We start from the raw sequence: 24,929 nt of genomic DNA, 5'->3' as shown, positions 1-24,929 counted from the left end.
GTCCGTGGATGCCGTGCCGATCACGGGCGATCCGTCACGGGCGCTCGATGTAGCCGGTGGCGTAGAAGTACTCCAGGTAGCGGTCGAGCAGTTCGGCGTCGACCGGCGGGCAGTGCAGGCCCGTCGCGGCCAGGTCCCGTTCGACGTTGGCCCGTCCCACGGTCGGGAAGGTGCCCTCGAAGTACATCTCCTTGACGGACATGTCGGCCTGCTTGCAGCGGTCCACGCACAGGGAGACGAACGGGGCGGTGGGGCTCGTGGGGTGCTGGGCGACATGGCGGACGAGTTCGCCGACCCACTCCTCGTAGGGGAGCCGCTGGACGCGGTGGCCGTGGGTGTCCATCCGGTCGAGCATGTCGGTCAGACTCGCCGGGCGGGGGTTGGTCAGGTGGTAGGTGCGGTGGTCGGTGCGGTGCGCGGTGGCGATGTGCACCACCGCCTCGGTGAGGAAGTCCACCGGTACGAAGTCCAGCGGCAGCGGGATGTCGGGGGCCAGCCCGGTCTCGGCGATCGTCCGGAACATCGAGCAGATCGCGGTGTCCGTGTTGCACGCGCCGGAGTGCCGGTCGCCGGTGATCTCGTACGGCCGGTAGACCGCCACCGGCAGCCCCTGCTCGGCCGCGTCGCGCAGCACCTCCTCGGCCACCCACTTGCTCTCGGCGTAGCCCATGGTGAGCTGGTCGGCGTGGTCCAGCGGCAGGTCCTCGTCCACGTGCCGCACACCGGCGGTGCCGAAGCCTGCGAGCACCGCGATGGTGGAGAGGAAGTGCACGGGCACGCCGCGTCCGGCCACCAACCGGACGAGCTGCCTGGTGCCCTCCACGTTGGCGCGGCGCAACGCCTCGTACGGGTAGAGGAAGTTGACCTGCGCGGCCGAGTGGATCGCCAGGTCGAGCGTGTCGGCGAGTTCCTCGGCGCGGCCCGGATCGAGGCCGAGTCCGGGCTCGGCGAGGTCTCCGGGGAAGCACACGACGCGGTCGGGGGTCGCCGCGTCGGCGAGGCCGAAGCGGGCCAGGTTCCGCAGCACCTTCTGCCGGGCGTGCGCGTCGTCGCGGCTGCGCACCGGGCAGTGCACGCGCGCGTCGGTACGGCGCAGCAGGCGGTCCAGGAGGAAGGCGCCGACGAACCCGGACGCACCGGTCAGGAGTACGTCATGGGGGTGCTGCCAGTCGGGCTCCGGGCCGTGGGGCGGGGCCAGGGCGAAGCCCAGCCGTGCCTCGGCGCGGAAGTCGGTGGCCCCCAAGTCAGCCTTCATGTCGGGCTGTTGGTCCTTGACGGCGGTGAGGGCGGCGACGGCGGCGGTGAAGTCCTCCAGGGTGGGCGAGCGCAGCAGGGCGTGGATCAGGGTGCGGCCGTACCGGGCGTCGAGGTCGAAGGCGGTCAGGGTGCGGGTGACGACCTCGGCGGCCAGCAGGGAGTCGCCGCCGATGTCGAAGAAGCCGTCGTCGGAGGCCGGGCGCACGCCCAGAACCGTCTGCCACACCTGCGCGAGCGCGTCCTCGGGACCGGGTGCCGGGGACTGCTCGGTCTCGGGCGCCGTGACCGTGTGTACGGCCGTCCCCGCCCCCGTCTCCGTGGCGGCCAGTCGACGCAGCCGGGTGCGGTCCACCTTGCCCGCCGCGGTCACCGGGAACCGCGCGACCTCCACCAGCCGCGTGGGGACCGCGGCGGGCGGCAGCCAGGCGGCGAGGCTGTCGCGGATGCGGTCCACGGGCAGTTCCTGACCGGGCCGCGCGGGTGTCACGTATCCGATCAGGCTGCCGTCCTGCAGTTCGACCACGGCCTCGCCGACCGCGTCGTCCGCGCGGAGCCGTGCCTCGATCTCGTCGGGTTCGATGCGATAGCCGCGCAGCTTGAGCTGGCGGTCCACGCGTGCCCGGTACTCCAGGACACCGTCCGCACGCCGCACCACTCGATCACCTGTGCGATACAGCCGTGTACCGGGTTCGAAGAGGTCGTCCACGAAGCGTTCGGCGGTCAGCTCGGGGTCGCCGAGGTAGCCGAGGGCGAGCCCGTCGCCGCCGACGAGGAGTTCGCCCTCCTCACCGGTCTCCGCGAGGGTGCCGTCCGCACGCACCACGTAGCAGGTGGAGTTCTCCAGCGGGCGGCCGATGGGCACCGCCGTCGCCTCGGGCGGCAGATCATGCACCAGATGCGCGGTGGAGACCACACTGTTCTCGGTCGGACCGTAGAAGTTGACCACAGTGGTGTCCGGACAGGCCGCCAGGATCGCGCGGGCCAGCTCCGGGTCCATGGCCTCACCACCGGCCGAGGCGAACCGCAGGGAGCGCAGGGCCGACGGCCTGGTGCGGCCGATGTGGTGGAACACCCCGGTGGTCAGATAGGCCACGCTGACCCGCTCGGCCAGCAGCCGGGACTCCAACGCGGCCGGTGACAGCAGCTCCTCCTGATCGGCGATCACCACACAGGCACCGGCGAGCAGCGCGGACCAGATCTCGATCGTGGAGGCGTCCGAGGACAGCCCGTAGGCGTGCAGTACCCGCTCCCCGGGCCGCGGTCGCTGCCACACCAGGTCGGAGGCCGCCAGTCGTACGACACCGCAGTGCGGGATCGCCACGGGCTTGGGACGGCCGGTCGAGCCGGAGGTGAACATGACGTAGGCGCAGTCGTCGGGGAGCACCCCGGCCCGCGGGACCGTGACGGGCGCGGTCGGCGAGGCGGACCCCGGATCGGCGGTCGCGAGCGCGGCTCCCAGGTCGATACGGGTGCGTACGCGCCGGATGCGGCAGACGCTGCCGGGCAGCGTCACCACGGTCTGCACCCCGGCGTCCTCGGACATCGCCTGGAGCCGCCCCGGCGGTGAGGCGTCGTCGAGAGGGACGTACGCCGCACCGGCCTTGAGGATGCCGAGGAACGCGACCAGCGCTTCCAGCGACCGGCCCCCGCAGACGCCGACCCCGTCGCCGGGCCGCACCCCAGATTCGAACAGACGCGCGGCCAACGCGTCGGACCGGGCCTTCAGCTCGCCGTAGCTGATGCTGCGGCCGTGCTGGAGGGAGGCGGTCGCGCGCGGACGGAGCCGCGCCTGGACGTCGAACAGCTCGTGCAGACAGCGATCACGCGGATACGGCATCGTCCCCGCGTTCCAGGCCGCCTCCGAAGGCATCACCATGTCAGTGACCATCGGGATATCCCGTCCGTCCCGCACGTGGACCCGCCACGCACAGGGCTCAGGTGTCGAACTCCGCGGCGAAGGCGGAGAAGTCGGCCGTCCGCCACCTCTGGGGCCGCATGCGTACGAGGATGTCGTCGGTCAGTTGCTGATGGTTGGCCGCCAGGTACGCCGCCGCGTTCTCGGCCTCCAGGTACCGGTGGGCCAGCGCCTCGCGCTCGACCGGGGGCAGCGGGTCCTCGATGCTCACCACCGGACCCTCCACGCTCACATAGCGGTACGGTGCCTTCTCGTCCTGCACACAGAGGCTGAACCGCCCGGCCTCACGGATGAGACGGGCCTTCTGCGTCTTGCGCCCGGTCTCGATCGCCACCAGCCCGCCGGGCTCGTAGGAGTACCAGAGCGGCACCAGCAACGGCCCACCGTCGTGACGTGGATCGTCCACCCCCAGGACGCCCACATGGAGGCCGGCGAGGAACGCTTCCCGGTCTTGCACCGACATCCTCAGATCCACGGGTACCACCTCGATCGGGAAGGGCATCGCGAACAGTTGAGTGTTGGTCCTGGGCGGACGTATGGGCCGGGCGAGTGACGGCCACGGCCCCTACCAGGCTTCCATCTCACCCGGGTGGCCGCATCCCGGGCGCCCACGGTGGCCGTATGCCGGGGGTCCGGGAGGTGGTGGGGGCCTCTATGCTGAGCACGGCGGGACCGGGGGAAGGAACAGGATCATGGGCTGGGTCTGGGTAATCGCCGTCCTCTTCTGGACGGGTGGCTTCGCTTGGGCGGCCGACAACATCCGCACCGCGCTGCGCAATCGGCACGAGCGCAAGATGCAGTTGCTGGAGGCGGAGAAGCAGGACCGGCTGGCGGTCGAGGCCGCGCACAAGCCGCCGGAGCCCGTGTGCGGTTGCACCCACCATCTCGCCAAGCACGACAAGCAGGGCCGGTGCCACGAGCGCGTGGAGGTGCCGACGGCCTGGGACGAGAACAAGAAGCCGCTGCGCTACGAGGCCGGTCAGTGCAACTGCCAGCGGTACGTGGGGCCGCAGCCGCTGTCGCAGGTGTACGCGGACGATCTGACGGACCTCGCCTGACCGGGACGGATCCCCACCGGCTCAGCGGTGCGCCATGTAGAAGTCGAGCGCCTTGTGCAGGACGCGGTTGAGGGGGTAGTCCCACTCACCGAGGTACTCGACGGCCTGGCCCCCGGTGCCGACCTTGAAGCGGAGCAGCCCCAACAGGTGGTCGGAGTCCTCCAGCGTGTCGGTGATCCCCCGCAAGTCGTAGACGGACGCGCCGAGTCGGTGGGCGTCCGACAGCATCCGCCACTGGATGGCGTTGTTCGGCTGCACCTCGCGCTTGCGGCTGGTGGAGGCGCCGTACGAGTACCAGACGTGCTCGCCCACGATGAGCATGGTGGCGGCGGACAGGACCTCCCCGTCGTGGTGGGCGAGGTAGAGCCGCATCCGGTCCGGGTCCTCGGCGGCCAGCGCCTGCCACATCCGCTGGAAGTAGGCGAGCGGGCGCGGGATGAACCGGTCGCGCTCGGCGGTCTCGACGTACAGCGTGTAGAAGGCGGGCAGATCATCGAAGCCGCCGCGTACGACCTTGACGCCTGCCTTCTCCGCCTTCTTGATGTTGCGCCGCCACTGCTGGTTGAGACTGCGGTGCACCTCGTCCAACGAGCGCCCGGCGAGCGGCACTTGGAAGCAGTAGCGCGGCTGCCCGGCGGCGAAGCCGTCCTCGCCCTCCGCCTCGGCCTGCTGCCAGCCCAGGCGGCGCAGCCGGTCCGCGATGTCGAAGGCGCGCGGCTCGTACGCGGTGGCCTCCACGTCCCGCAGGCGGCGGGCGGCCGGGTCGGCGATCGCGGCCTTGACGGCGTCCGCGTCCCAGCGCCGTACGACGACCGGCGGACCCATCTTCACCGAGAACGCGCCCTGTGCCTTGAGATGGGCGAGCAGCGGGCTCAGCCACTCCTCCAGATCGGGCGCGGACCAGTCGATGACCGGGCCTTCGGGCAGATAGGCTAGGTACCGCTTGAGCCTCGGCACCGGCCGGTAGAGCACGAGCCCCGCACCCACCAACCGGCCCTGCGCGTCGAACCATCCGAGGCTCTCCGCCCTCCAGTCGGGCTTCACCCCGCCCCACGACGGCACCTGCATATGGCTCGCGGACGGCCGCGAGGCGATGTACGCCAGATGCTGCTCGCGGGTGATCGGCTCGACGCGGTAGGTCATGCGTACTGCTCCTCGGACGGGGCGGGCTGTCGCGGGGGTCGGCATTCCGCAACCATGATCCCTTACGCTCCCGGCGCGGCAAGCGGTGCGAGGTGGTCAGTCGGTGCCGTCGCGCAGGGCCCGGTGGATCTCGTGCAGTGAGCCGGTCAGCCGGGTGTAGTCGTCGTGGGGCACGGGGGTGACGAAGTACCGCTCGACGACGCGCGCGTGGACGTCGACAGCGCGAAGGAACACGGCACGGCCCTGGTCGGTCGGTTCCACGAGGACGCTTCTGCGGTCCGCGCGGGACGGCACGCGGCGGGCCAGACCGGCCTCCTCCATCCGGTCGATCAGGCGGGTGACGCCGCCGCTGGTGAGGGTGAGGTCGTCGGCGAGCGCGCGTTGCGAGACCTGCTCGTCCGTATCGCGGCAGAGCCGGATGAGGACCTCGAACATCGTGTGCCCGATGCCGCACTCCTGCCGCAGGGCAGTGTCGATGCGCTGTTCCAGCCGGGTGGCGGCCTTGATCAGCAGCCCGAAGTCGTGCACGAGTCGGCTGTTGGCCGCGCGGGCGGCCTGATCGGCCCGCGGGTTCGCGGCATCCACCTGCGTATGTCCTCTCGCCGCCCTGCGCCTGCCCGCACTGAAGGAACTGTCGGAAGCTGCTTGTGCACTGCCGGGCGTTGTGCGCTGCCGGGCGATTCTACTGCCGCGTCAATTACTGCCACGTCGGCTACCGATCGATCAATTACTGAGCAATCAATTGCTGAGCAGTCAGCGAAGTTCTAAGGTGTGCCCACCCGCACCCGCCGCAGAGAGGGAGAGCAGTGGATCTGGAGCACTGGCTCGGCCGAGCCACGCACGCGATAGAGCAGTGGGCCGACACCTTCGGCCCCTACGAGCCGCACCCGTCGCTCCATGTCGACGAGGACCGCTTCGCCGCGGCGTTCGCGGAGTTCACCGGCCGCCTGCGGGACAACTACCCCTTCTTCCACCCCACTTACGTGGGACAGATGCTCAAGCCCCCGCACCCCGCCGCCGTGGTCGGCTATCTCACCGCGATGCTGATCAACCCCAACAACCATGCCCTGGACGGCGGTCCGGCAACGGCCCGGATGGAGCGGGAGGTTGTCGCCCGCCTCGCCGCGATGTTCGGCTACGACACCCACCTCGGGCATCTGACCACCAGTGGCACCATCGCCAACCTGGAGGCGCTCTTCGTCGCCCGGGAGCTTCATCCCGGGCGGGGCATCGCCTACAGCCAGGACGCCCACTACACCCATGGCCGGATGTGCCGCGTCCTCGGTGTGGAGGGCCATCCCGTACCCACCGACGACCGGGGCCGTATCGACCTCGGCGCCCTGGAAGATCTCCTGCGCACCGGACGGGTGGGCACGGTCGTCCTGACCGCCGGAACCACCGGGCTCGGGGCCGTCGACCCGATCCACGACGCCGTACCGCTCGCGCGGCGCCACGGCGTCCGTGTCCATGTGGACGCGGCGTACGGCGGCTTCTTCACCCTGCTCGCGGGCGCCGACGGCCCCGCGGGGCTGCCGGTCGAGCCGTGGCGGGCGATCTCGCGGTGCGACTCGGTGGTCGTGGACCCCCACAAGCACGGCCTCCAGCCCTACGGGTGCGGCGCCGTCCTCTTCCGCGACCCCGGGGTAGGACGCTTCTACCTGCACGACTCGCCCTACACCTACTTCACCTCCGACGAGTTGCACCTCGGGGAGATCAGCCTGGAGTGTTCCCGCGCAGGCGCCTCGGCCGCCGCCCTGTGGCTCACCTTCCAGCTCCTCCCGCCCACGCCCGACGGTCTCGGCGCCGTCCTCGCGGCGGGGCGCCGGGCCGCGCTGCGGTGGGCGGATCTCATCGACGGGTCCGACGCGCTGGAGCTGTACCAGCGGCCGGAGTTGGACATCGTCAGCTACTTCCCCACGGTGGAGCCCGCCTCGCTGTCCGCCGTCGACGCGGTCTCCGCACGGGTCCTCACCGACGGGATGACCGGCCCGGACCCGGTGTTCCTGAGCACCCTCAGGGCCGACCGAGAGGCGTTCACGGCGCGCCACCCGAAGGTCGCCGCGGACGCCGACGGCGCCCGTGTCCTGCGCAGCGTCCTGATGAAGCCGGAAGCGGAGCACCACGTGGAGCACCTCCACGCCCGCGTCGAACAGCTCGTCCGGCAACGGTGATCGGATCTCAGCGTTCGAGCGCCTGGACCTCAGGGTTGGCACAGTGGGCGAGCGGGCTGCCCGCCAGGAAGCGGGCGACCTCCGAAGCCGTGATGGACGCGGCGTTGAGGGCGGTCTGCTTGCTGGCACCGGCCAGATGCGGCGTCATCACGACATGAGGAGTCGTCAGCAGGCGTGCTCCCGACGGGATCGGCTCCTGCGGGAAGACATCGAAGGCGGCACCGAAGAGCCGTTCGGCGTCGAGCGCGTCGCACACGGCGTCGTAGTCCACCAGGGACCCGCGGGCGCAGTTGACGAGCACGCCGCCCGGGGGCATCAGGTCGATCATCTGCCGGGAGATCAGGCCCTCGGTCTGTGCGCTCGCGCGGGCGTGGACGGTGACGAACAGGGAGCGCCGCATGAGGTCGGCGAGATCCGTGACCTCGGCGGGTGCCACGGCGTCCGCGCCGACGAAGGGGTCGCAGACGAGAACGTGCGCTCCGAACCCCTGGAGGATCCGGGCCACTTGGGATCCGACGGCGCCGTATCCCACGATGCCGACGGTGCTCCCCGCCAGTTCGGGGCCGACCTTCTCGAACATGTAGTAGTCGCCCCGCCAGGTGCCGTCGGCGAGGTCCGCGTGGGTGGCCGGGACGCGTCGGGCCGCGGCCATCATGAGCGCGACCGTGTGCTCGGCGGTGGCGGTGGCGTTGCGGCCGGGGGCGAAGGAGACCGCGACGCCGTGCCGGGTGGCCGCCTCCAGGTTGGCGTTGACCGGGCCGCCGCGGCTGACGCAGAACAGGCGAAGGTCGGGGCTGGCCTTCAGGACCCGTTCGGTGAGCGGCGCCATCTGGGTGACGCAGATGTCGACTCCTTCGAGGGCCTCGATGAGTTGCTCCTCGGTGCCCGAGGCCTCGCGTACTTCGGCGACGTCCGCGAAGGGTTCGACCGGCCAGGGCAGGGTGATCTCACGGAAGGTGGCATCGGGGGCGACGGTCCGAAGGCGGTCGGTGAGCAGGGAGTTGAGGACGAAGTGGTCACCGGCGGTGAGAATGGTGGTCACTTGAAGGCTCCTGGGGTCACGGGACGGTTCAGCGTCAGCAGCGAGGACACACCGTCCCGCAGGACGACTTCGTTCAACGCGCAGTTGTCCAGGTACGGGAAGACCCGGCGGTACTCGCGCGGCGGCAGGCCGAGCAGGCGGCACAGCGCGAGCCGGATCGCCGTGGAGTGGCCGACGACCAGGACGCGGCCGTCGGGGTGGTGTGCCCTGAGGTCGGCGAGGAACTCCAGATAGCGGTCCCCGGCGTCGACGGGGTTCTCTCCCTCGGGGAAGTGGTGGGCGACGGGGTCGTGCTGGAAGGCCGCCAGGTCGTCGGGGAAGCGTCGGCGCATCTCGGCGCGGGTGAGTCCCTCGGCGATACCGAAGTCGAGCTCACGCAGGCGCGGGTCCGCCCTCAGCGGCAGCCCGGTGCGCGCCACGCTGGGCTGCGCGGTTTCACGCGAACGGGTCAGCGGGGAGGCCCAGACAGCGGTCAGTTCGGCCTGTTCGGCCCAGTCGGCGAGCGCTTCCGCCTGGGCGTGTCCGCGCGCGGTGAGTGCGACGTCGGTGCCGCCCGCGTACCTGTTCTCGGCGTGCCAGACGGTCTCGCCGTGGCGGACGAGGATGACATGGGTACTCATCGCGACCTCCTCTCTCGTGCATGGGATGCGACGGCGCCGGGGAGCCAGCCGCGCCGGACCAGCAGATCGAGCAGCCGGAGGTAGCCCTCCTCGTGGCGCTCCCCCTCGCGGCTGTGGGGTTCCAGGGTCCGGTCGAGCCGCACCATCGCGGCTGCCGCGCTGTCCAGAGGTTGATGGGTCGAGGCGGCCAACACGGCCATGCCGAGGGCTGGTTGGGCGTTACGGGGCAGGGTCACCGGGCGGCGCAGTACGTCGGCGCGCAGTTGGTTCCACAGGGGGTTGCGGGTGGCTCCTCCGGTGAGGACGAGCGCGCCGTCGGTAGGGGCGCCGAGGTGGTCCACGTAGTCGAAGCAGAGCCGTTCGACGTAGGCGGCGCCTTGGAGGAGCGCGGCGAAGTCCTCGGCGGGCGTGGAGGGTTCGCGGGTACGGAAGGCGCGGGCGTCCGGGGCGACGAAGGGGAAGCGCTCGCCCGGTGAGACCAGCGGGTAGCGCAGCAGGTCCGTGGGCAGCAGCGTGGCGGCCTCGCGGGTGAGCTGTGTGAGGTCGTGGTCCGCGAACTCCCGTGCCACCAGGCCCGCTCCGACGCTGGAGGCGCCTCCGGGCAGCCAGTGACCGGACGGTGACCGGTGGGAGTAGACGACGCCGTGCGGGTCGTGGACGAGGTCCTTGGTCACTCCCTTGAGGACGAGGGTGGTTCCCATGACCGAGTTCCAGCTTCCGACGGCGGTCGCGCCGGAGCCGAGCTGTGCCGCGCAGCCGTCGGTCGTCCCGGCGACGACGGCGGTGCCCTCGGTGAGCCCGGTCTCGGCGGCGGCCTGGGCACCGACCTGACCGATGACCGTGCCGGGCAGCACCAGTTCGGGCAGGATCGCGCGCGGGATCTCCAGCGCGGACAAGACGTCCTCGGGCCAGGCCACCTCGGCGGCGTCGGCGCCGGTCTTGAGGGCGTTGCTGGTGTCGGTGGGGACGTCGTGCCCGACGAGCCTGCGGTTGACGACGTCGTTCTGGTGCGCCAGGCGCCAGCCGTCCTCCGCGGCGCGCGGGTACCGGTCGAGCAGCCGGCGCAGCTTGGGCAGGGCCCAGGAGCGCTGCATCCGCCGGTATCCGGCCTTCGTCCACTGCCGCTCCCCGGCGGCGTTGACGCGTTCCACCTCCGCCGCCGCGCGACCGTCGTCGTACATCAGCCCGGGAGTCATGCACCGCCCGCGCCGGTCGAGCAGGGTGATCGTGCCGGAGGTCGCGTCGACGGCCACCCCTTGCACGCGGCGCAGCTCGGCACCGGCCGCACGGGCCTGCCCGATCGCCGTGCACACCGCGCGCCACCACTCCTCGGGGTCCTGCTCATGGCGCTCCCCCTCCCGGCGACCGGTGAGCGGGCACGACCCCTCCCCCAGCAGTCGGCCGTCGGACGCGGCGACGACCACGCGGACCCCTTGTGTTCCGAGGTCGATCCCCAGCCAGGCGTCCCCTCCGGCGGCGGTCATGCTCCGGCTCCCGTGGTCGGAGCAGCCGGGGTGCGATCGAGTGTCCAGGCGGGCCGGTTCAGCTCCCGCAGTCGTAGGAAGTGGGCGTAACGGTCGCTGAACTCCTCGGACTTCGCCCGGTCGGGGTCGTAGGTGGCGGCCACCTCCACATACCGGTCCGCCGCGGCCCGGAAGCCGGGTTCGCGGCCGGTGGCGACCAGGCCGGTCAGCCAGGCGCCGCGCGCGCCGACCTCGGTGTCGGCGGGGATCGTGACGGGGACGCCGGTCATGTCGGCGATCAGCCGCATCCAGAAGTCGCTTCGGGTGCCGCCGCCGCACAGGGCCAGTCGGTCCGGCGCGCCAGGGGCGGCGGTCAGGCAGTCGCGGATGGTCATGGTGACTCCCTCCACCAGCGCGCGGGCCAGGTCCTCCCGGCTCGCCTCCAGGGACAGGCCGGACAGGGAGCCGCGCGCGGTGGGGTCGAAGAACGGGGCTCGCTCTCCGGCGGGCGAGAGGTACGGGACGAACCGTATCCCGGCGGCGTCGTCACGGCCTCGCGCGGCCAGGCTCATCAGGTCCGCGGCGGAGGCCAGTCCGAGCATGCGGGTCGCCCAGTCCAGGACGTCGCCGCCGCTCATGGTGGGGAAGGCCCGCAGGTAGCGGCCCGGCACGCCGAGCGTCACGGTGATACCCACCGGCTCGTCGGTGACCACCGTGTCGGTGACGACCTCCGTGGCCAGCGTGGTGCCGAGGATGCAGCAGGCCTGCCCGCTCGTCACCGCTCCGGCGCCGATGGCGGTGGCGCAGATGTCGTACGGAGCCATCACCACCGGGATGCCCGCGGGCAGGCCGGTCTCGGTGGCCGCCGCCGTACTGAGGGGGGTGATCCGGTGGTCGTCGTCGCGCAGTTCGGGCAGGAGCCGCCGGGCCCACTCCAGGTCGTAGAGTCCGAACAGCCGGTCGGACCAAGCGCGTTGACGGATGTCCAGGAACGGCGCGGACGCGTCCGACTCGTCCACGGCGGGTTCCCCCGTCAGCTTCAGATGGAGCCAGCCGCCGCAGGTCAGCAGATGAGTCGAGCGCGCCACCCGGTCGGGGTCGTTCTCCCGCAGCCAGGCCAGTACGGCGTGGGGCATGCCGGTGGACAGCCGGGAGCCGCAGATCCCGAAGGCCTCCCGGGCCACCCCGGTACGCTCCCACCGCTCGATGTGCGCGGTGGCCCGGCCGTCGTTCCACAGGACGGCGGGTCCGGTGGGCCGGGCCCGGTCGTCGACCAGCCAGGCGCCGTCGCCCTGAGCGGTCAGCGCGACCATGTCGGGTGCGGCGGGCAGCGCGGCCACGACCTCGGCGACGCAGGCGGCGACCGCCGCCCACACCTCGTCCATGTCCTGTTCGGCCCACCCCGGCCGGGGGCGGGTCACCTGGGTGGGGCAGCGGCTCAGTGTCAACTCCCGCCCGTCGTCGCCGTATCCGACGACCTTGATGGTGGTGGTGCCCGCGTCGATGGCTATCGCAGTCACCTTGTCACCCCCTTCCGTGTGCCTGCCGGGAGCGGCGGGCCACTGAGTCCAGGCCGACGGCGATGAGCAGAACCGCACCGGTGATCACGAACCGGTAGGAGGAGTCGAGGTTGAGGAGCGTGAGTCCGCTGGAGATCGACTGGATGACGAGGACGCCGAGCAGGGCGGCGAAGGTCGAACCGCGGCCCCCGAACAGGCTGGTGCCGCCGATCACCGCCGCGGCGATGGCATTGAGGTTGACGTCTCCGGTGCCGGTGCTCTGGTTCGCCGCGGCCAGCCTCGACGCGGCGAGGATGCCGCCGGTCGCGGCCAGACCGGAGCACAGGACGAACGCCGCGGTGTACACGCCCCGTACGTCGATACCGGCCCGTCGGGAGGCCTCGGCGTTGCCGCCGACCGCGCAGAGCGATCGCCCGAACTTGGTGCGCGTGAACACGTAGTTCATCACCAGCACCAGCGCGACGAAGAACACGAACATCCACGCGACGCCGCGCGTGCGGTTCAGATAGGAGACGGCGAACAGCAGCGCCGCGAGCAGCAGGAGCGACTGCGTGACCAGCCACTGGAGCGACGAGGACGACAGTTCGGCGCGGCGGCGGGTACGAGCACGGACCCACCCCGTCGCCAGGAACCCACCGGCCGCCGCCACCGCCAGCGCGTACGCCAACCAGTGTGGGACGAACCACAGTTGGGCGAATCTCACCAGGGTGGAGTCATAGGGCAGGTTGATCGCGTTCTGGCCGCGCAGCAGCCACAGTTGGACGCCGAGGAAGGCCAGCAGTCCGCCCAGGGTGACGACGAAGCTGGGGACGCCGACGCGGTTGAACACCTGGCCGTAGACCCATCCGATCAGACAGCCGGCGGCCACGGCCGCCAGGACCGCCAGGACCATCGGCTGCTCGTGCTTGACCATGACGACGGCGGTGATGGCGGCCGAGACACCGCTCACCGAACCTACGGAGAGGTCGATCTGACCCACCATCAGTACACAGACGATGCCCAGCGCGAGGACTCCCACCGGGACCATGTCGAAGGACAGGTTCACCAGGTTGGTGCTGGAGAGGAAGGTCGCGTTCAGCGACTGGAAGATCGTCCAGATCACCACGATGCCGCCGATGACCGGCAGCGAGCCCAGGTCACCGTCGCGTACGCGGCGGATCGCGGCCCGGACGTTGTCGGTGATGCCCTGAGGCGTGGCGAGGCGCTCGTCCTGGAGGTCGGTGGCCGTCGCCGCGGGGGTGCCGAGGGATGTCACAGCTCTCCCTTCTCCGCTTGCGGGGAGGTCGTACGGCGGGCGGCGCGGCGCGCCACCACGTTGTCGGTCGAGCCGGTGATCGCGGCGACGATCTCCTCGGCGGAGACGCTCGCGGCGTCGAACACGCCGTTGTTCCGGCCCAGTCGGAGGACGGCGACACGGTCGGCGACGGCCCGTACGTCCTCCATGTTGTGGCTGATCATCACCACGCCGAGCCCCTTGTGCTTGAGCCGCTCGACGAGGTTGAGCACTTCGGCCGTCTGCGCGACGCCCAACGCGGCCGTCGGCTCGTCCAGCAGGACGATCTGCGGGTCGCTCAGCAGCGAGCGGGCGATCGCGACCGTCTGACGCTGACCGCCCGAGAGGGCCGCCACCGGCACGTCGAGGGTCGGGATCTTGGCGGACAGCTCCCGCAGCAGTTGCCAGGAGCGCTTCTCCATGGCGACGTCGTCCAGCATCCAGGGCCGAAGTTCCTGTCCCAGGAAGAGATTGGCCTTGACGTCGAGGTTCTCGCACAGGGCCAGGTCCTGGAAGACCGTGGCGATGCCCCGCGCATGGGCCAGGGCCGGTGAGTCGAGGAACACCGGCTCGCCGCGCAGGACGATGCTTCCGGCGTCCGGTGTGTACACCCCCGAAAGGACCTTCACCAGGGTCGACTTGCCGGCGCCGTTGTCCCCGACGACGGCCACGACCTCACCGGCCGCGACATCGAGATCTACCTCGGTCAGCGCGGCGACCGCGCCGAAGTGCTTGCAGATGCCCCTCAGCGACAGCACGGTGTCCGTGGCCGCGCCGGGAACCGCGGTGGCTTCGCTCATGTTCGCTGCTCCCTGATGCCTGTTGCCTGTTCCCCGTTGCCTGTTCCCTGTTGGCTGTTTGGCTGTTGCCTGTTGCCTCCGTTGCGGGGGTCGCTACTGGATGCCCAGGCGGCGGCAGTCGGCGGCGTACGGGCGGGTGCACACGTCCTTGGGCTTCAGCACTCCCTCGGGGCCGAAGATGACCTCCTTGAGGTTCTCCTGGGTCACGACGGTCGGCTTGAACAACTGCGAGGGGGTGTCGAAGAGCGTGGTGGTGGCCTTGGGCTTGTCGCCCTTCATCAACTGATGGGCCACCTCGGCCGCGGCCTCGGCGACGATCTTGAGCGGCTTGGAGATGGTGTTGTACTGGCTTCCCGCGACGACGCGTTGGATCGCGGCGAGTTCGGCGTCGTTGCCCGTGACCGGCGGCACCTTCACACCGGCGGCCTTGAACGCCGCGATCGCTCCCCCTCCGGTACCGTCGTTGGCCGCCACCACACCGGCGATGTCGCCGTGGTACTGCGCGATCTGCCCGCTCACCCACTGCTGGGCCTTCTCCGGGGACCAGTCCGGGGTGTCGTACTCGGCGAGCCGCTTGAAGTCACCTTCCTCGATGCCGCTGTGGATGCCCTTCTTGATGAGTCCGGCGGCGGCGTCGGTGGGTGAGCCGTTGACCTCCAGCAGCCCGCCCTTGGCACCGCTCTCCTTCAAGTGCCGTACGAGCGACTGGGCGATGGACTTGCCGATCGCCTCGTTGTCGAACGACACGTAGAAGTCGACGGGCTTCTTGGGGATGGGCCGGTCGTAGGCCACGACCTTGGCGCCCTGCGACTGCGCGGTCTGCACGATGGTGGCCGCCGCGGCCGAGTCCACCGGGTCGATCACCAGGACCTTGGCGCCTTGCGCCAGCGCGGAGTTGGCCTGCTGTTGCTGCCGGGCTGCGTCGCTGTCGGCGTTCTGGTAGATGACCTCGCAGGACGAACACAGCTCGGCCATACGCTTCTTGAACAGCGGCGCGTCGTACTGCTCGTAGCGGGTGGAGGCGAGGTCGGGCATCAGGAAGGCGACCTTGCCGGATGTGCCGTCCCCCTTGGCGGACTCGGACGTCGGTTCCTCCGCGCAGGCGGTGAGGGTGCCGAAGGCGAGGACGCCTATGAGGGCCCCACTGACCAGTTTCCTCATGTTCCGCTCCTTGATCCGGGACCGGGTGACCACCGACCGGGGTCGGTGTGACGTAACGCACAAGAAACTCGGCGGAGTTGGGGATGTCAACAGATCCCGAGAACTGAACACGAGGGCGTGCTCGTCCGATCAGCCCGGTTGTTCGCTCCCCTGGCAGGGGTGAACATCGGTGTGCCATGCTCCTGCGGGAAGTGTGGGACAAACCGAGCTGTATCGCGGTCGTCATGAGGAGGGGTGGGACAGCCGGGAAGAGGAGGCCTGCCCGGCGCGCGTGTTCCGTTCACACACAGGCAACAGGGGGCTCCATGGAGGAGGACAAGGATCCGGCCACCGGGCAGAGCGGCCGACAACCACGCGAGAGACGCGAGCGGATCAAGAGCCGCGTGGTGGAGGAAGGCTTCGTCCGGATCGACCGGCTCGCCGACGAGTTGGGCGTGACCCCGATGACCATCCGCCGCGATCTCGACTACCTGCAGGGGAAAGGGTGGTTGAGGAAGGTCCGGGGTGGGGCGACGGCCCAGCCCTCGACCGCGTTCCACGGTGACATACGGCATCGCACCCAGGCCATGGCGGCCGAGAAGAGCGCGCTCGCCCGCGCCGCCCTGTCCCTCGTCAAGCCCGGCCAGTCCCTCATCGTGGACGACAGCACCACCGGGCTCGCCCTCGCCGGACTGCTTTCGCAACGCGCGCCGTTGACCGTGATCTCCAACTTCGTCCCGGTGATCCAGGTCCTCGCCGGAAGCCCGGGGATCGAGCTGATCTCGTTGGGCGGTGCGTACTACCCCGCCTACGACGCGTTCCTCGGCATACGGACCGTCGACGCCGTGGGCGGCCTGCGCGCCGACACGCTGTTCGCCTCGACCACCGCCATCACCCGCGGCCACTGCTACCACCAGTCCCAGGAGACCGTGGCGGTGAAACGGGCGCTGATGGAGGCCTGCGACCGCACCGTCCTGCTGGTCGACCACACCAAGTTCCAGCGTCGCGGGCTCTATCAGCTCGCCCCGGTCACGGCCTTCGACCTCGTCATCGTGGACGCGGGCATCCCGCCGTCCGAACTCGACGCGCTGCAGGCCAAGGGGGTGGAGGTGCTCGTGGCCCGGGAGGAGTGAGGGAGTTGGGGGCGGGCGGGTGCCTCGCGGGTCCCGCCTCACCACACATCAATTCGGGGCCGGTAGCAGTCGCTCCCACAGCGTGCCCGTGCGGGTGGCCAGGGCCAGGACTTCGTGGGGCGGGTCAGGGGTGATGGCCCGCCATGCCAGGTCGCTGTCGTCCGCGACCGGCGTGCGGGGGCGCAGGGCGACCAGGTCGGGGTGGGTGAGCAGGGCGTGTCGGAACAGGGTGTGACCGGCGTGGTCGTCCACGGTGATCGAGGGGGTCCAGCCGTGGCTGTGCAGATGCGCGAGCACGGCGGCGGCGTAGCCGGGGGCGCGGTTCCGGGAGAACCACAGCAGTCGCAGGTCGGTCAGGTCGGTCAGGTCGGTCCAGGCGAGGGTGGGGCGTTCGGCGAGGGGGTGCCGTCGGTCCAGCACGATGCCCAGCGGTTCGTCGCTCAGGACGTATGTGGTCAGGCCACTGGCGTCGACGGGAGGGCGCAGCACACCGAGGTCCAGTTGTCCGGCGCGCAGCAACTCGGCCTGGCGGTGCGAGTCGACGGGCTCGTAGGCGAGGTCGAGCGGGCGCCCCGCGGTGGCCAGCTCCTCGACACGGGCGAGTACGGACCGTGACACGCCGCGGCACAGCCCCACGTGGGTCGGCAGGGGTTGTTCACGGGCCAGTGCGAGGCCCGCGCGCAGTTCGTCGGCGGCCCGGTCGAAGCTGTCGAGCAGGACGCGGCCGGCCGCGGTGAGCCGCATGCCTTGCGGGGTGCGCTCGAACAGCCGTGTACCGACGCGGCGTTCGAGCGCGGCGAGCTGCTGGCTGAGGCTCGGCTGCGCGATATGGAGGCGGCGGGCCGCCTCGGTGACGGTGCCCGCCTCGGCGATCGCGGCGGCATAGCGCAGATGCCGGAGTTCTATCTCCGGGAATCGGTTCACGGCACGGCTCACGGCGCCCTCCACGTGCGGATATAGGGATCAGCCTATGGGGTCGCCGCACATGGGTCTTGGCCACACCCGGCTGCGGGTCTGTTGGATGAGTCCATGTTCCTCATCACGTTCACGTACCGTGCGCCGCTGGCGACCATCGACGAGCTCAAGGACGAGCACTACACGAACCCGGACGGGCTGTTCGCACAAGGACTGGTCCGCCTGGCCGGACGCATGGAACCGCGTACCGGGGGCCTGGTCATCGCCGAAGGGTCACGCAAGGCGGTCGAGGCCGCGGTGGCGTCCGATCCGTTCGTCATCGCGGGCGCGGCCGAGGCGCGGATCGTGGAGTTCCATCCCACCTGGGGGGACCTCGCGACACCTGCCGCGTCCTGACACCCCGGCGATACCGGTCACGCAGCGTGAAGTTGGTGTCCCGCTGCCACTCGGTGACCGGGACCGAGGCACCGCATGTGACGCAGGGCGCGCTGCCCTCGCCCGTCTCCTTCCAGGCAGTGATGCCGTCTTCCCTCGGCTGCGCGGAGGCGTTGTCAGTGGGCCGGTCTACTGTGACAGCCAACTGATCTTCAAGGGTTCGATCCGGCCACGGAGTCGGCGGAGGAGGGGCTGTGGAACGCTGGGATTCGGCCGGTGACGGCTCGGTGCAGGACGCGTCCGAGGGCGTGGTGTTCCCCGACGAGGACACGTTCGAGATGCCCGCCGCATGGCGGCAGTTGGTGTACCCGAGGCGGGGCGGGATCCGGCGGAACGTCAGCGGGCCGAACGTCGAGGCCGAGGGCCTGGTGGCGGGGCGGCTGGAGGAGGAGCGGAGCTGGGTCGAGGCGATGCTCTCCGCTCCGCAGAGCGACCCGCGGATCGTGGACGCCACCCGCGCGCATCTGAACGGTGCTCCCGATCCGCTGGGCGCGGCTGCCCTGGCGCATCTGACGATGCACTACCAGCTTCCCGACGGCATCTTCGTGGACGCCTGGGTCCGCGCCCACGGTATGGCGTTCGCGGCGCGGGCGGTGGTGGAGTACTTCGAGACCGTGGCCCACTACCTGCAGTACGGGGGACGGCGGGAGGATCCCTGGCTCGGGACGCTGGCCCAGAGTGACCCTGTGGACCACTACTGGGCGCTCGCGTTCGCCGACCGGATGCGTGCCCTGTTGTCGGTGGCGGACGAGGACGCCTACCGGGAGACGGTCGCCGCGCTGGCACCGTGCCGGGACAGCGCGCGCCGCCGGATCCTCGTGTCCTGTCTGGTGCCCGCTGAGCGGGACTGGGTCGCCGAGGTCTGCGCGCACCCGGTCCCGGACGATCCGACGCTCCGGATCCTGCTGCTGCGTTCGCTCGACTCCCCGGAGCAGCTCGAGTGCTTCGGCGGCCAGGTCGACCTGCACGCCCACACATGGACGCTGCCGCTGGTCGCCACGCTCGCCGAGGGCGTGGGCAAGGCCTGTGCGCCCCTGCTGGAGGAGGCGATCGACCACGTCTACGGCTCCGACCGGGTCAAGGCCATGGCCGGTGCCCTGGTGGAGTTGCCGACGGACGACGCCTTCCGCATCCTGCTGGACCGTGTCGACGACAAGCACGTCCGTCCGTATCTGCTGGAGGCGATGCGCCGCTACCCCGTCCGCGGCCTGCGGCTGCTGGGCGCGGCGGTGCTCGGCGGCGCCCCGTACGCCGCGGCGGCCGAGCAGTTGCTGGCCGCGCATGTCCTGGCCCATCCCGACCTGACGACGGCCGCCCTGCCCGGCCTTCCGGCCGAACTCGCCGCCCTCGTCGAGCCGTTGCTCTCCCGCGCCGACCGGCTGCCGGAGGCTCCGGCCGAGTCGCTTCCCGCGCTGCTGGTCAGCCCGCCGTGGACGAAGAAGCGCAAGACCCGCAAGGCCCGCGTCGTGGACGTGGCGCCGGGGACCGCGCCCCCGCAGGTGATCTGGAAGCCGGGCGAGCAGGAGGCCTGGGCGACCGCGACCTCCTGGTACAGCAGGTGGCGCAGTGGCTACGACTGGGCCGAGGAGATCAAGTCGCTTCAGCAGGGTGGGACGTTGAGGGACATCCGGGACGTCCGGCTGTTCGTCGTCGGTGACGAGGAGGTCGTACGTCCGCTGCTCACCGCCTGCGATCCGAAGGACTGCTGGGACGGCGAGAACGTGTTCAAGCCGGTGGCGGCGAGGTTCGGGGTGGACGCGCTCCCGCTGCTGCTGCGCCTGGCTCCCCGGCACCCCGCCACGCTGGGGTCGCTGCTCCTGCCGTATGTGGACACCGAGGTCGCCGGGCAGGTGTGCGACTGGCTGGCGCGTCTGAAGTCCATGGACGCCACGGCCCGCGCCTGGCTGTCGCGGCACGGGCTGGCGGCCGTCCCCGCCCTCGTCCCGCACGCGGTGGGCCCGGTCGGCGCGGTGCGCCGCGGTGCCGGGAGGGCGCTGCGGATCCTGGCGACCGCCCATGGGGACGAGGCGGTGCTGCTGGCCGCCGCCGGATGCGGGCAGGAGGCGTCCGACATCGTCGCGGAGCTGCTGGCCGGCGACCCGCTGGAGAGCGCCCTTCCGGCCCGTATGCCCACCGTCGATGCCTGGGCGGTCCCCGCGCTGCTGCCGCAGATCCTCCTTGAAGAGGGCGGTGCGCTGCCCGACGACGCGGTACGCCATGTGCTCACCATGCTGGCGTTGTCCAAGCCGGGCGAGTTCTACCCCGGTCTGGACGTAGTGACCGCGCACTGCACCCGTGACTCCCTCGCCGCGTTCGCCTGGGGGGTGTTCGAGCAGTGGCGGCTCGTCGGTATGCCCGCCAAGGACAGTTGGGCGCTGTACGCCCTCGGTCGGCTCGGTGATGACGAGACCGTGCGCCGTCTCACCCCGTTGGTGCGCGCCTGGCCCGGCGAGGCGGCGCACCACCGCGCCGTGGAGGGCCTGAACGTCCTCGCGACGATCGGTACGGACGTGGCGCTGATGCATCTGCACGGCATAGCCCAGCGGGTGCCGTTCAAGGCCCTCAAGGCCCGCGCCCAGGAGAAGATCACCGAGGTCGCGGAGCAACTGGGGCTCACGAGCGAGCAGTTGGGCGACCGTCTCGTCCCCGACCTCGGTCTCGACGCGGCCGGCAGCACGGTCATCGACTACGGCTCCCGCCGCTTCACCGTCGGCTTCGACGAGCAGTTGCGCCCCTATGTCCTGGACGACAACGGCAAGCGCCGCAAGGCCCTGCCCGTCCCCGGCGTCAAGGACGACCCGGAGCTGGCACCGGCCGAGCGCAAGCGGTTCGCCGCGCTGAAGAAGGACGTCCGCACCATCGCCGCCGACCAGGTGCGCCGCCTCGAAGCGGCGATGGTGGCCCAACGCACGTGGAGCATGGACGAGTTCCGGGAGCTGTTCGTCTCCCATCCGCTGCTGTGGCATCTGGTCCGCCGCCTGGTCTGGCTCAGCGAGGTGGACGGCGAGGTGACGGCGTTCCGGGTGGCGGAGGACCGTACGTTCGCCGACGTCGACGACGACGAGCTGAAGATCCCCGACACGGCGAGTGTCCGCGTGGCGCACGCGCTGCACTTGGGCCAGGAACTCGACGCCTGGTCGGAGCTGTTCGCCGACTACGAGATCCTCCAGCCGTTCCCGCAGCTCGGCCGCCTGGTGTTCACGCTCACCGAGGAGGAGGCCGCGGGGCATCGGCTGACCCGGTTCGAGGGTGCCACCGCGCCCGTCGGCAAGCTGCTCGGCCTCACCAAGCGTGGCTGGCAGCGGGGCGAACCGCAGGACGCGGGCGTGGAGCGCTGGTTCCACCGGCCGATCGACGAGAACCGCTACCTCGTCATCGCGCTGGACGAAGGCATCGCCGTCGGCGCGGTCGACATGTTCCCCGACCAGACCTTCGAGACCGTCTGGCTCGACACCGTCCCGGCCGACTACTGGCCGAACAGCCGCCAGTACTCCCTGCGCCTCGGTGACCTCGACCCGGTCATGGCCTCCGAGCTGCTCGCCGATCTCACCGAGGTGACCGCCAAGTGACCGCGCCCGCCGCAGCCGAACCCGGTGCCAGTGAGGAACTGCTGCAACGCCCGCCCGCCGAGGTCCGTTACGCCGACGAACTCGCCGCCCTGCGCGCGGCGGACGAGGACCCCCGGCCGCCGGGCTGGCAGCTCAGTCTGCGTGCCGCCCGCCGCTTCGTCGTCGGTGACGAACACGCCGGTGTCAGCCGTAAGTTCGTCGGCAACGTCTCCCTGGTGGAGCGGGCCCTGGTGACCCTGGCCACCAATCGCGGCCTGATGCTCGTGGGCGAGCCGGGCACGGCCAAGTCGCTGCTGTCGGAGCTGATCGCGGCGGCCGTCAGCGGCAGTTCCGCGCTCACCGTGCAGGGCGGCGCGGCCACCACCGAGGACCAGATCAAGTACGGGTGGAACTACGCCCTGTTGGTCTCCGAAGGGCCCTCCACCCGCTCGCTGGTGCCCGCGCCCATGCTGCGCGGGATGGCCGAGGGGCGGATCGTGCGCTTCGAGGAGATCACCCGCTGCCCGCTGGAGGTGCAGGACTGTCTGCTGTCCCTGCTGTCCGACCGGGTCATCGCGGTCCCCGAGTTGGACGGGCCGCAGGGCATGGTCTTCGCCCGCCAGGGGTTCAATGTCATCGCCACCGCCAACACCCGTGACCGGGGCGTCAACGAGATGAGCGCCGCGCTCAAACGGCGCTTCAACTTCGAGACGGTCTTCCCCATCCCCGACTTCGACACCGAGCTTGCCCTGGTCGAGGCCGAGGCCACGGCGCTGCTGCGGCAGTCCGGGGTCGAACCGGCGCCGCGCCGGGACGTGTTGGAGGTCCTGGTCGGCACCTTCCGCGAGCTGCGCGCATCGGGGCAGCGAGGGGGACAGAACGAGCGGATGAACACCGTGATGAGCACCGCCGAGGCGGTGTCCGTCGCGCACGCGGTGGGGGTGCGCGGCTGGTTCCTGCGCGGGGAGCCGGGCGACGCCGCCGACGTGGTCGCGAGCCTCGCGGGGACCGCCGCCAAGGACAGCCCGGAGGATCTCGCCCGGCTGCGCCGCTTCCTGGAGCAGGACGTGGCGCGCCGACCGGGACCCCAGTGGCGGGCCCTGCACGACGCGCGCCATCTGCTGGCCGACTGATGTCTCCCGTCGCCTCCGAGTCCGTCGTCCTCCTCGGCGTACGTCACCACTCGCCCGCCTGCGGCCGTCTGGTCGCGCGCACCATCGAGACGCTGCGGCCCGCGTACGTCCTGGTGGAGGGCCCGGCGGACATGAACGACCGGCTGGACGAGCTGCTGCTCGGACACCGGCTGCCGATCGCCGTGTTCAGTCACTACCGGGACGAGAGCCGGGTCGCCACCTCGTGGGCCCCGCTGTGCGACTACTCCCCCGAGTGGATCGCCTTGCGGGAGGGCCGCGCCCACGGTGCCGAGGTGCGGTTCATCGACCTGCCGGCCTGGCATCCGGCGTTCACGGAACGCGCCGACCGGTACGCCAACCGCTATGCCGACGCCGAGGCCCGGTACGCGGAGGCGACGGAGCGGCTGTGCGACCACTTCGGCGTGGAGTCGGTGGACGCGCTGTGGGACGGGTTGTTCGAGGTCACCGAACCCGAGGAACCCGAGGGAACCACCGGACCCGAGGCAACCACCGAACCCGGTGGCATCGCGGAACCCGGTGGTATCGCCGAACGCCTCGACGCGTACTTCGCGTTGGTGCGCGGGGACGCCGAGGCGGATCCGGGCGACCGGGTGCGCGAGGAGTACATGGCGTCCTGGGTGCGCGCCGCGGCGGCGCACGCCGAGGGGCGCCCGGTACTGGTGGTGACCGGCGGCTTCCACCAGCCCGCCCTACGCACCCTGTGGCGCCGGGAGGGCCCGTCGGACTGGCCGTCGGTGCCGCAGCCACCCGAGGGTGCGCTCGGCGGCAGCTTCCTGGTCCCGTACTCCTTCCGGCAGTTGGACGCCTTCACCGGATACCGCTCCGGTATGCCCTCGCCCGGCTACTACCAGCACCTGTGGGAAGCGGGACCGCAAGCGGCGGCGCAGGGGCTGCTGCGCACGATCGCCGAGCGGCTGCGGGCCCGCGGGATCCCGGTGTCCACGGCCGACCTGATCGCCGCGCGCGGTCTGGCCCAGGGGCTGGCCCTGCTGCGCGGCCATCCCCGCGAGACCCGGGTGGACGTCCTCGACGGCCTCGCCGGTGCGTTGATCAGCGACGATCTGGACCGTCCGCTGCCGTGGACCACGCGCGGCACGCTTGACGCGGGCAGCCATCCGGTCGTGGTGGAGATGATCGCCGCGTGCTCCGGTGAGGCGGAGGGCCTGCTGCACCCCGATACGCCCCTGCCACCGCTGGTGCACGAGGTGACGGAGCGACTCGCCCGCCTGGGGGTGGGCGACGATCCGGTGACTCTGGACCTCACTTCGACGGCCGACCTTACGATCAGTCAGGCGCTTCACCAACTGCGGGTGTTGGGCATACCAGGCTTCACCCGGGTCGCGGGCCCGGCCGACGGTGCCGACCCGGTGTTCACCGAACGCTGGGAGCCCGGATCGGTGAGCGGTCGCGAGGCCGCACTCATCGAGGCCGGTGCGTACGGGGCGCGGTTGGACGAGGCGGCGTCGGTGGCGCTCGGCGAACGGCTGCGCGCGGCGGGTACGGAGGCAGGCCCACTGGCCGGGCTGCTGTTCGACACGGTGCTGTGCGGAGTGGGCCCGCTCTGCGAGGAGTTGCTGGCCACCCTGGCGGCTCAGGTGGGACAGGTACCGGAACTGGGGCCGGTGGGCGAGGTGTTGGGGGCGGCGCTGGGCCTGTGGCGCCATGACCGGATCTTCGGTGTGGCCCGCGATCGGCTGCTGGGCACCGTGGTGTCGGGTGCGGTGGAGCGTGTGTTCTGGCTGGTGGAGGGGGCGCACGGCGGTTCCGGGGTGGACTTCGCACGGCTGCGCGCGCTGATGGCCGCGCGGGACGCCCTGCTGCACGCGCCGGAACTGCTGTCGGTCACCCGGCAGTCCGCCGTCGAGGCCGCGACCCGTATCGGCCAGGACCTCCGCGCCCCCGCGGATCTGCGGGGTGCCGCCGTCGGACTGCGCTGGGCGCTCGGCACCCCGGACGATCCGGCGGCGACCGCGCGGGCTCTCGCCTCCGCCCCTTCGGACACCCTCGGGGACTGGCTGGCCGGACTGTTCGCGCTGGCCCGGGAAGAGGTGACGCGCGGCGACGAGTCCCTGGTCGACGTGGTGGACGACATCGTCTCGGTACTGCCCGAGGACGACTTCCTCACCGGTCTGCCCGCGCTCCGACAGGCCTTCGCCTTCTTCCCGCCCCGCGAACGAGAACGCATCGCGGAACGCCTGCTGGAGCGGCGCGGTCGACAGGGCTCGGCGCGCACTCTGCTACGGACGACCGCCGACCCACTGCTACTGGCCCGCGCCAGAGCCCTGGAGGAGAACGTGACCCGACTCCTCGACCGTCACGACCTGAGGACGCCACGGTGAACT

19 protein-coding genes are annotated in these 24,929 nt (G+C 71.2%); 7 read left to right on the top strand and 12 right to left on the bottom strand.

Annotated elements, in window-relative coordinates:
• Positions 1 to 34: 34 nt before the first annotated feature.
• The gene (locus tag NGF19_RS12125; protein WP_252424809.1) at positions 35 to 3,133 is read right to left on the bottom strand and encodes an amino acid adenylation domain-containing protein; all 3,099 of its coding nucleotides are present in this window, start codon (positions 3,131 to 3,133) and stop codon (positions 35 to 37) included.
• A 58-nt stretch (positions 3,134 to 3,191) separates the two neighbouring features.
• Positions 3,192 to 3,635, bottom strand: coding sequence for a pyridoxamine 5'-phosphate oxidase family protein (locus tag NGF19_RS12120; RefSeq protein WP_252424808.1), 444 nt, complete (start codon positions 3,633 to 3,635; stop codon positions 3,192 to 3,194).
• Between the two features lie 229 nt (positions 3,636 to 3,864).
• Here NGF19_RS12120 and NGF19_RS12115 point away from each other — a divergent pair, with 229 nt between their 5' ends.
• Complete coding sequence (locus tag NGF19_RS12115; protein WP_252424807.1) at positions 3,865 to 4,230, top strand: hypothetical protein; 366 nt, start codon at positions 3,865 to 3,867, stop codon at positions 4,228 to 4,230.
• A 21-nt stretch (positions 4,231 to 4,251) separates the two neighbouring features.
• On the opposite strand, the gene NGF19_RS12110 is transcribed toward NGF19_RS12115, so the two are convergent.
• Together NGF19_RS12110 and NGF19_RS12105 are read right to left on the bottom strand one after the other, a co-directional pair.
• Positions 4,252 to 5,373 carry a lipid II:glycine glycyltransferase FemX gene (locus NGF19_RS12110; protein ID WP_252424806.1) on the bottom strand — a complete coding sequence of 374 codons (1,122 nt, stop codon included), beginning with the start codon at positions 5,371 to 5,373 and terminating at the stop codon, positions 4,252 to 4,254.
• A 96-nt stretch (positions 5,374 to 5,469) separates the two neighbouring features.
• Entirely contained in the window at positions 5,470 to 5,958 is a 489-nt protein-coding gene (locus NGF19_RS12105) for a MarR family winged helix-turn-helix transcriptional regulator (protein WP_252424804.1), read from the bottom strand.
• Positions 5,959 to 6,179: 221 nt separating this feature from the next.
• Here NGF19_RS12105 and NGF19_RS12100 point away from each other — a divergent pair, with 221 nt between their 5' ends.
• Positions 6,180 to 7,544: a pyridoxal phosphate-dependent decarboxylase family protein gene (locus NGF19_RS12100; RefSeq protein ID WP_252424802.1), complete on the top strand. Its 1,365-nt coding sequence runs from the start codon at positions 6,180 to 6,182 to the stop codon at positions 7,542 to 7,544.
• 7 nt (positions 7,545 to 7,551) lie between these two features.
• On the opposite strand, the gene NGF19_RS12095 is transcribed toward NGF19_RS12100, so the two are convergent.
• The 7 genes from NGF19_RS12095 to NGF19_RS12065 all read right to left on the bottom strand — a co-directional run bounded on the left by NGF19_RS12095 (position 7,552) and on the right by NGF19_RS12065 (position 15,423).
• Positions 7,552 to 8,586: a 2-hydroxyacid dehydrogenase gene (locus NGF19_RS12095; protein WP_252424800.1), complete on the bottom strand. Its 1,035-nt coding sequence runs from the start codon at positions 8,584 to 8,586 to the stop codon at positions 7,552 to 7,554.
• Entirely contained in the window at positions 8,583 to 9,206 is a 624-nt protein-coding gene (locus NGF19_RS12090; RefSeq protein WP_252424798.1) for a histidine phosphatase family protein, read from the bottom strand. The genes NGF19_RS12095 and NGF19_RS12090 overlap by 4 nt, the downstream gene beginning before the upstream one ends.
• Entirely contained in the window at positions 9,203 to 10,690 is a 1,488-nt protein-coding gene (locus tag NGF19_RS12085; protein ID WP_252424796.1) for an FGGY-family carbohydrate kinase, read from the bottom strand. The genes NGF19_RS12090 and NGF19_RS12085 overlap by 4 nt, the downstream gene beginning before the upstream one ends.
• Positions 10,687 to 12,189, bottom strand: coding sequence for an FGGY family carbohydrate kinase (locus NGF19_RS30960; protein WP_252424794.1), 1,503 nt, complete (start codon positions 12,187 to 12,189; stop codon positions 10,687 to 10,689). Before NGF19_RS30960 ends, NGF19_RS12085 begins: the two co-directional genes overlap by 4 nt.
• A gap of 4 nt (positions 12,190 to 12,193) precedes the next feature.
• Positions 12,194 to 13,444, bottom strand: coding sequence for a sugar ABC transporter permease (locus tag NGF19_RS12075; RefSeq protein WP_252424792.1), 1,251 nt, complete (start codon positions 13,442 to 13,444; stop codon positions 12,194 to 12,196).
• Positions 13,441 to 14,262, bottom strand: a complete 822-nt coding sequence (locus NGF19_RS12070; RefSeq protein ID WP_252424790.1) for an ATP-binding cassette domain-containing protein — start codon at positions 14,260 to 14,262, stop codon at positions 13,441 to 13,443. Before NGF19_RS12070 ends, NGF19_RS12075 begins: the two co-directional genes overlap by 4 nt.
• A gap of 93 nt (positions 14,263 to 14,355) precedes the next feature.
• Positions 14,356 to 15,423 carry an ABC transporter substrate-binding protein gene (locus tag NGF19_RS12065; RefSeq protein ID WP_252424788.1) on the bottom strand — a complete coding sequence of 356 codons (1,068 nt, stop codon included), beginning with the start codon at positions 15,421 to 15,423 and terminating at the stop codon, positions 14,356 to 14,358.
• A gap of 305 nt (positions 15,424 to 15,728) precedes the next feature.
• Between NGF19_RS12065 and NGF19_RS12060 the strand changes: the two genes are divergently transcribed.
• Complete coding sequence (locus NGF19_RS12060; protein ID WP_289734727.1) at positions 15,729 to 16,535, top strand: DeoR/GlpR family DNA-binding transcription regulator; 807 nt, start codon at positions 15,729 to 15,731, stop codon at positions 16,533 to 16,535.
• Between the two features lie 48 nt (positions 16,536 to 16,583).
• Here NGF19_RS12060 and NGF19_RS12055 read toward each other — a convergent pair whose 3' ends face one another.
• On the bottom strand, positions 16,584 to 17,471 hold the full coding sequence (locus tag NGF19_RS12055; protein WP_252424786.1) for a LysR family transcriptional regulator: 888 nt from the start codon (positions 17,469 to 17,471) through the stop codon (positions 16,584 to 16,586).
• Positions 17,472 to 17,564: 93 nt separating this feature from the next.
• Here NGF19_RS12055 and NGF19_RS12050 point away from each other — a divergent pair, with 93 nt between their 5' ends.
• The 4 genes from NGF19_RS12050 to NGF19_RS12035 all read left to right on the top strand — a co-directional run bounded on the left by NGF19_RS12050 (position 17,565) and on the right by NGF19_RS12035 (position 24,926).
• Complete coding sequence (locus NGF19_RS12050; protein WP_252424784.1) at positions 17,565 to 17,846, top strand: YciI family protein; 282 nt, start codon at positions 17,565 to 17,567, stop codon at positions 17,844 to 17,846.
• A gap of 233 nt (positions 17,847 to 18,079) precedes the next feature.
• Positions 18,080 to 21,454 (top strand): DUF4132 domain-containing protein, encoded by a 3,375-nt coding sequence (locus tag NGF19_RS30955; protein ID WP_252424782.1) that lies wholly within the window; start codon positions 18,080 to 18,082, stop codon positions 21,452 to 21,454.
• A complete protein-coding gene (locus NGF19_RS12040; RefSeq protein ID WP_252424780.1) occupies positions 21,451 to 22,566 on the top strand; it encodes an AAA family ATPase in 1,116 nt (371 codons plus the stop codon). The genes NGF19_RS30955 and NGF19_RS12040 overlap by 4 nt, the downstream gene beginning before the upstream one ends.
• A complete protein-coding gene (locus NGF19_RS12035; protein WP_252424778.1) occupies positions 22,566 to 24,926 on the top strand; it encodes a DUF5682 family protein in 2,361 nt (786 codons plus the stop codon). The genes NGF19_RS12040 and NGF19_RS12035 overlap by 1 nt, the downstream gene beginning before the upstream one ends.
• Positions 24,927 to 24,929 lie beyond the last annotated feature (3 nt).

Origin of the sequence: Streptomyces macrolidinus (assembly GCF_023887685.1) — a bacterium.
Lineage (GTDB): Bacteria > Actinomycetota > Actinomycetes > Streptomycetales > Streptomycetaceae > Streptomyces > Streptomyces macrolidinus.
The sequence above is the reverse complement of the archived record's forward strand: the minus strand, read 5'-3'. Positions and strand labels throughout refer to the sequence as shown.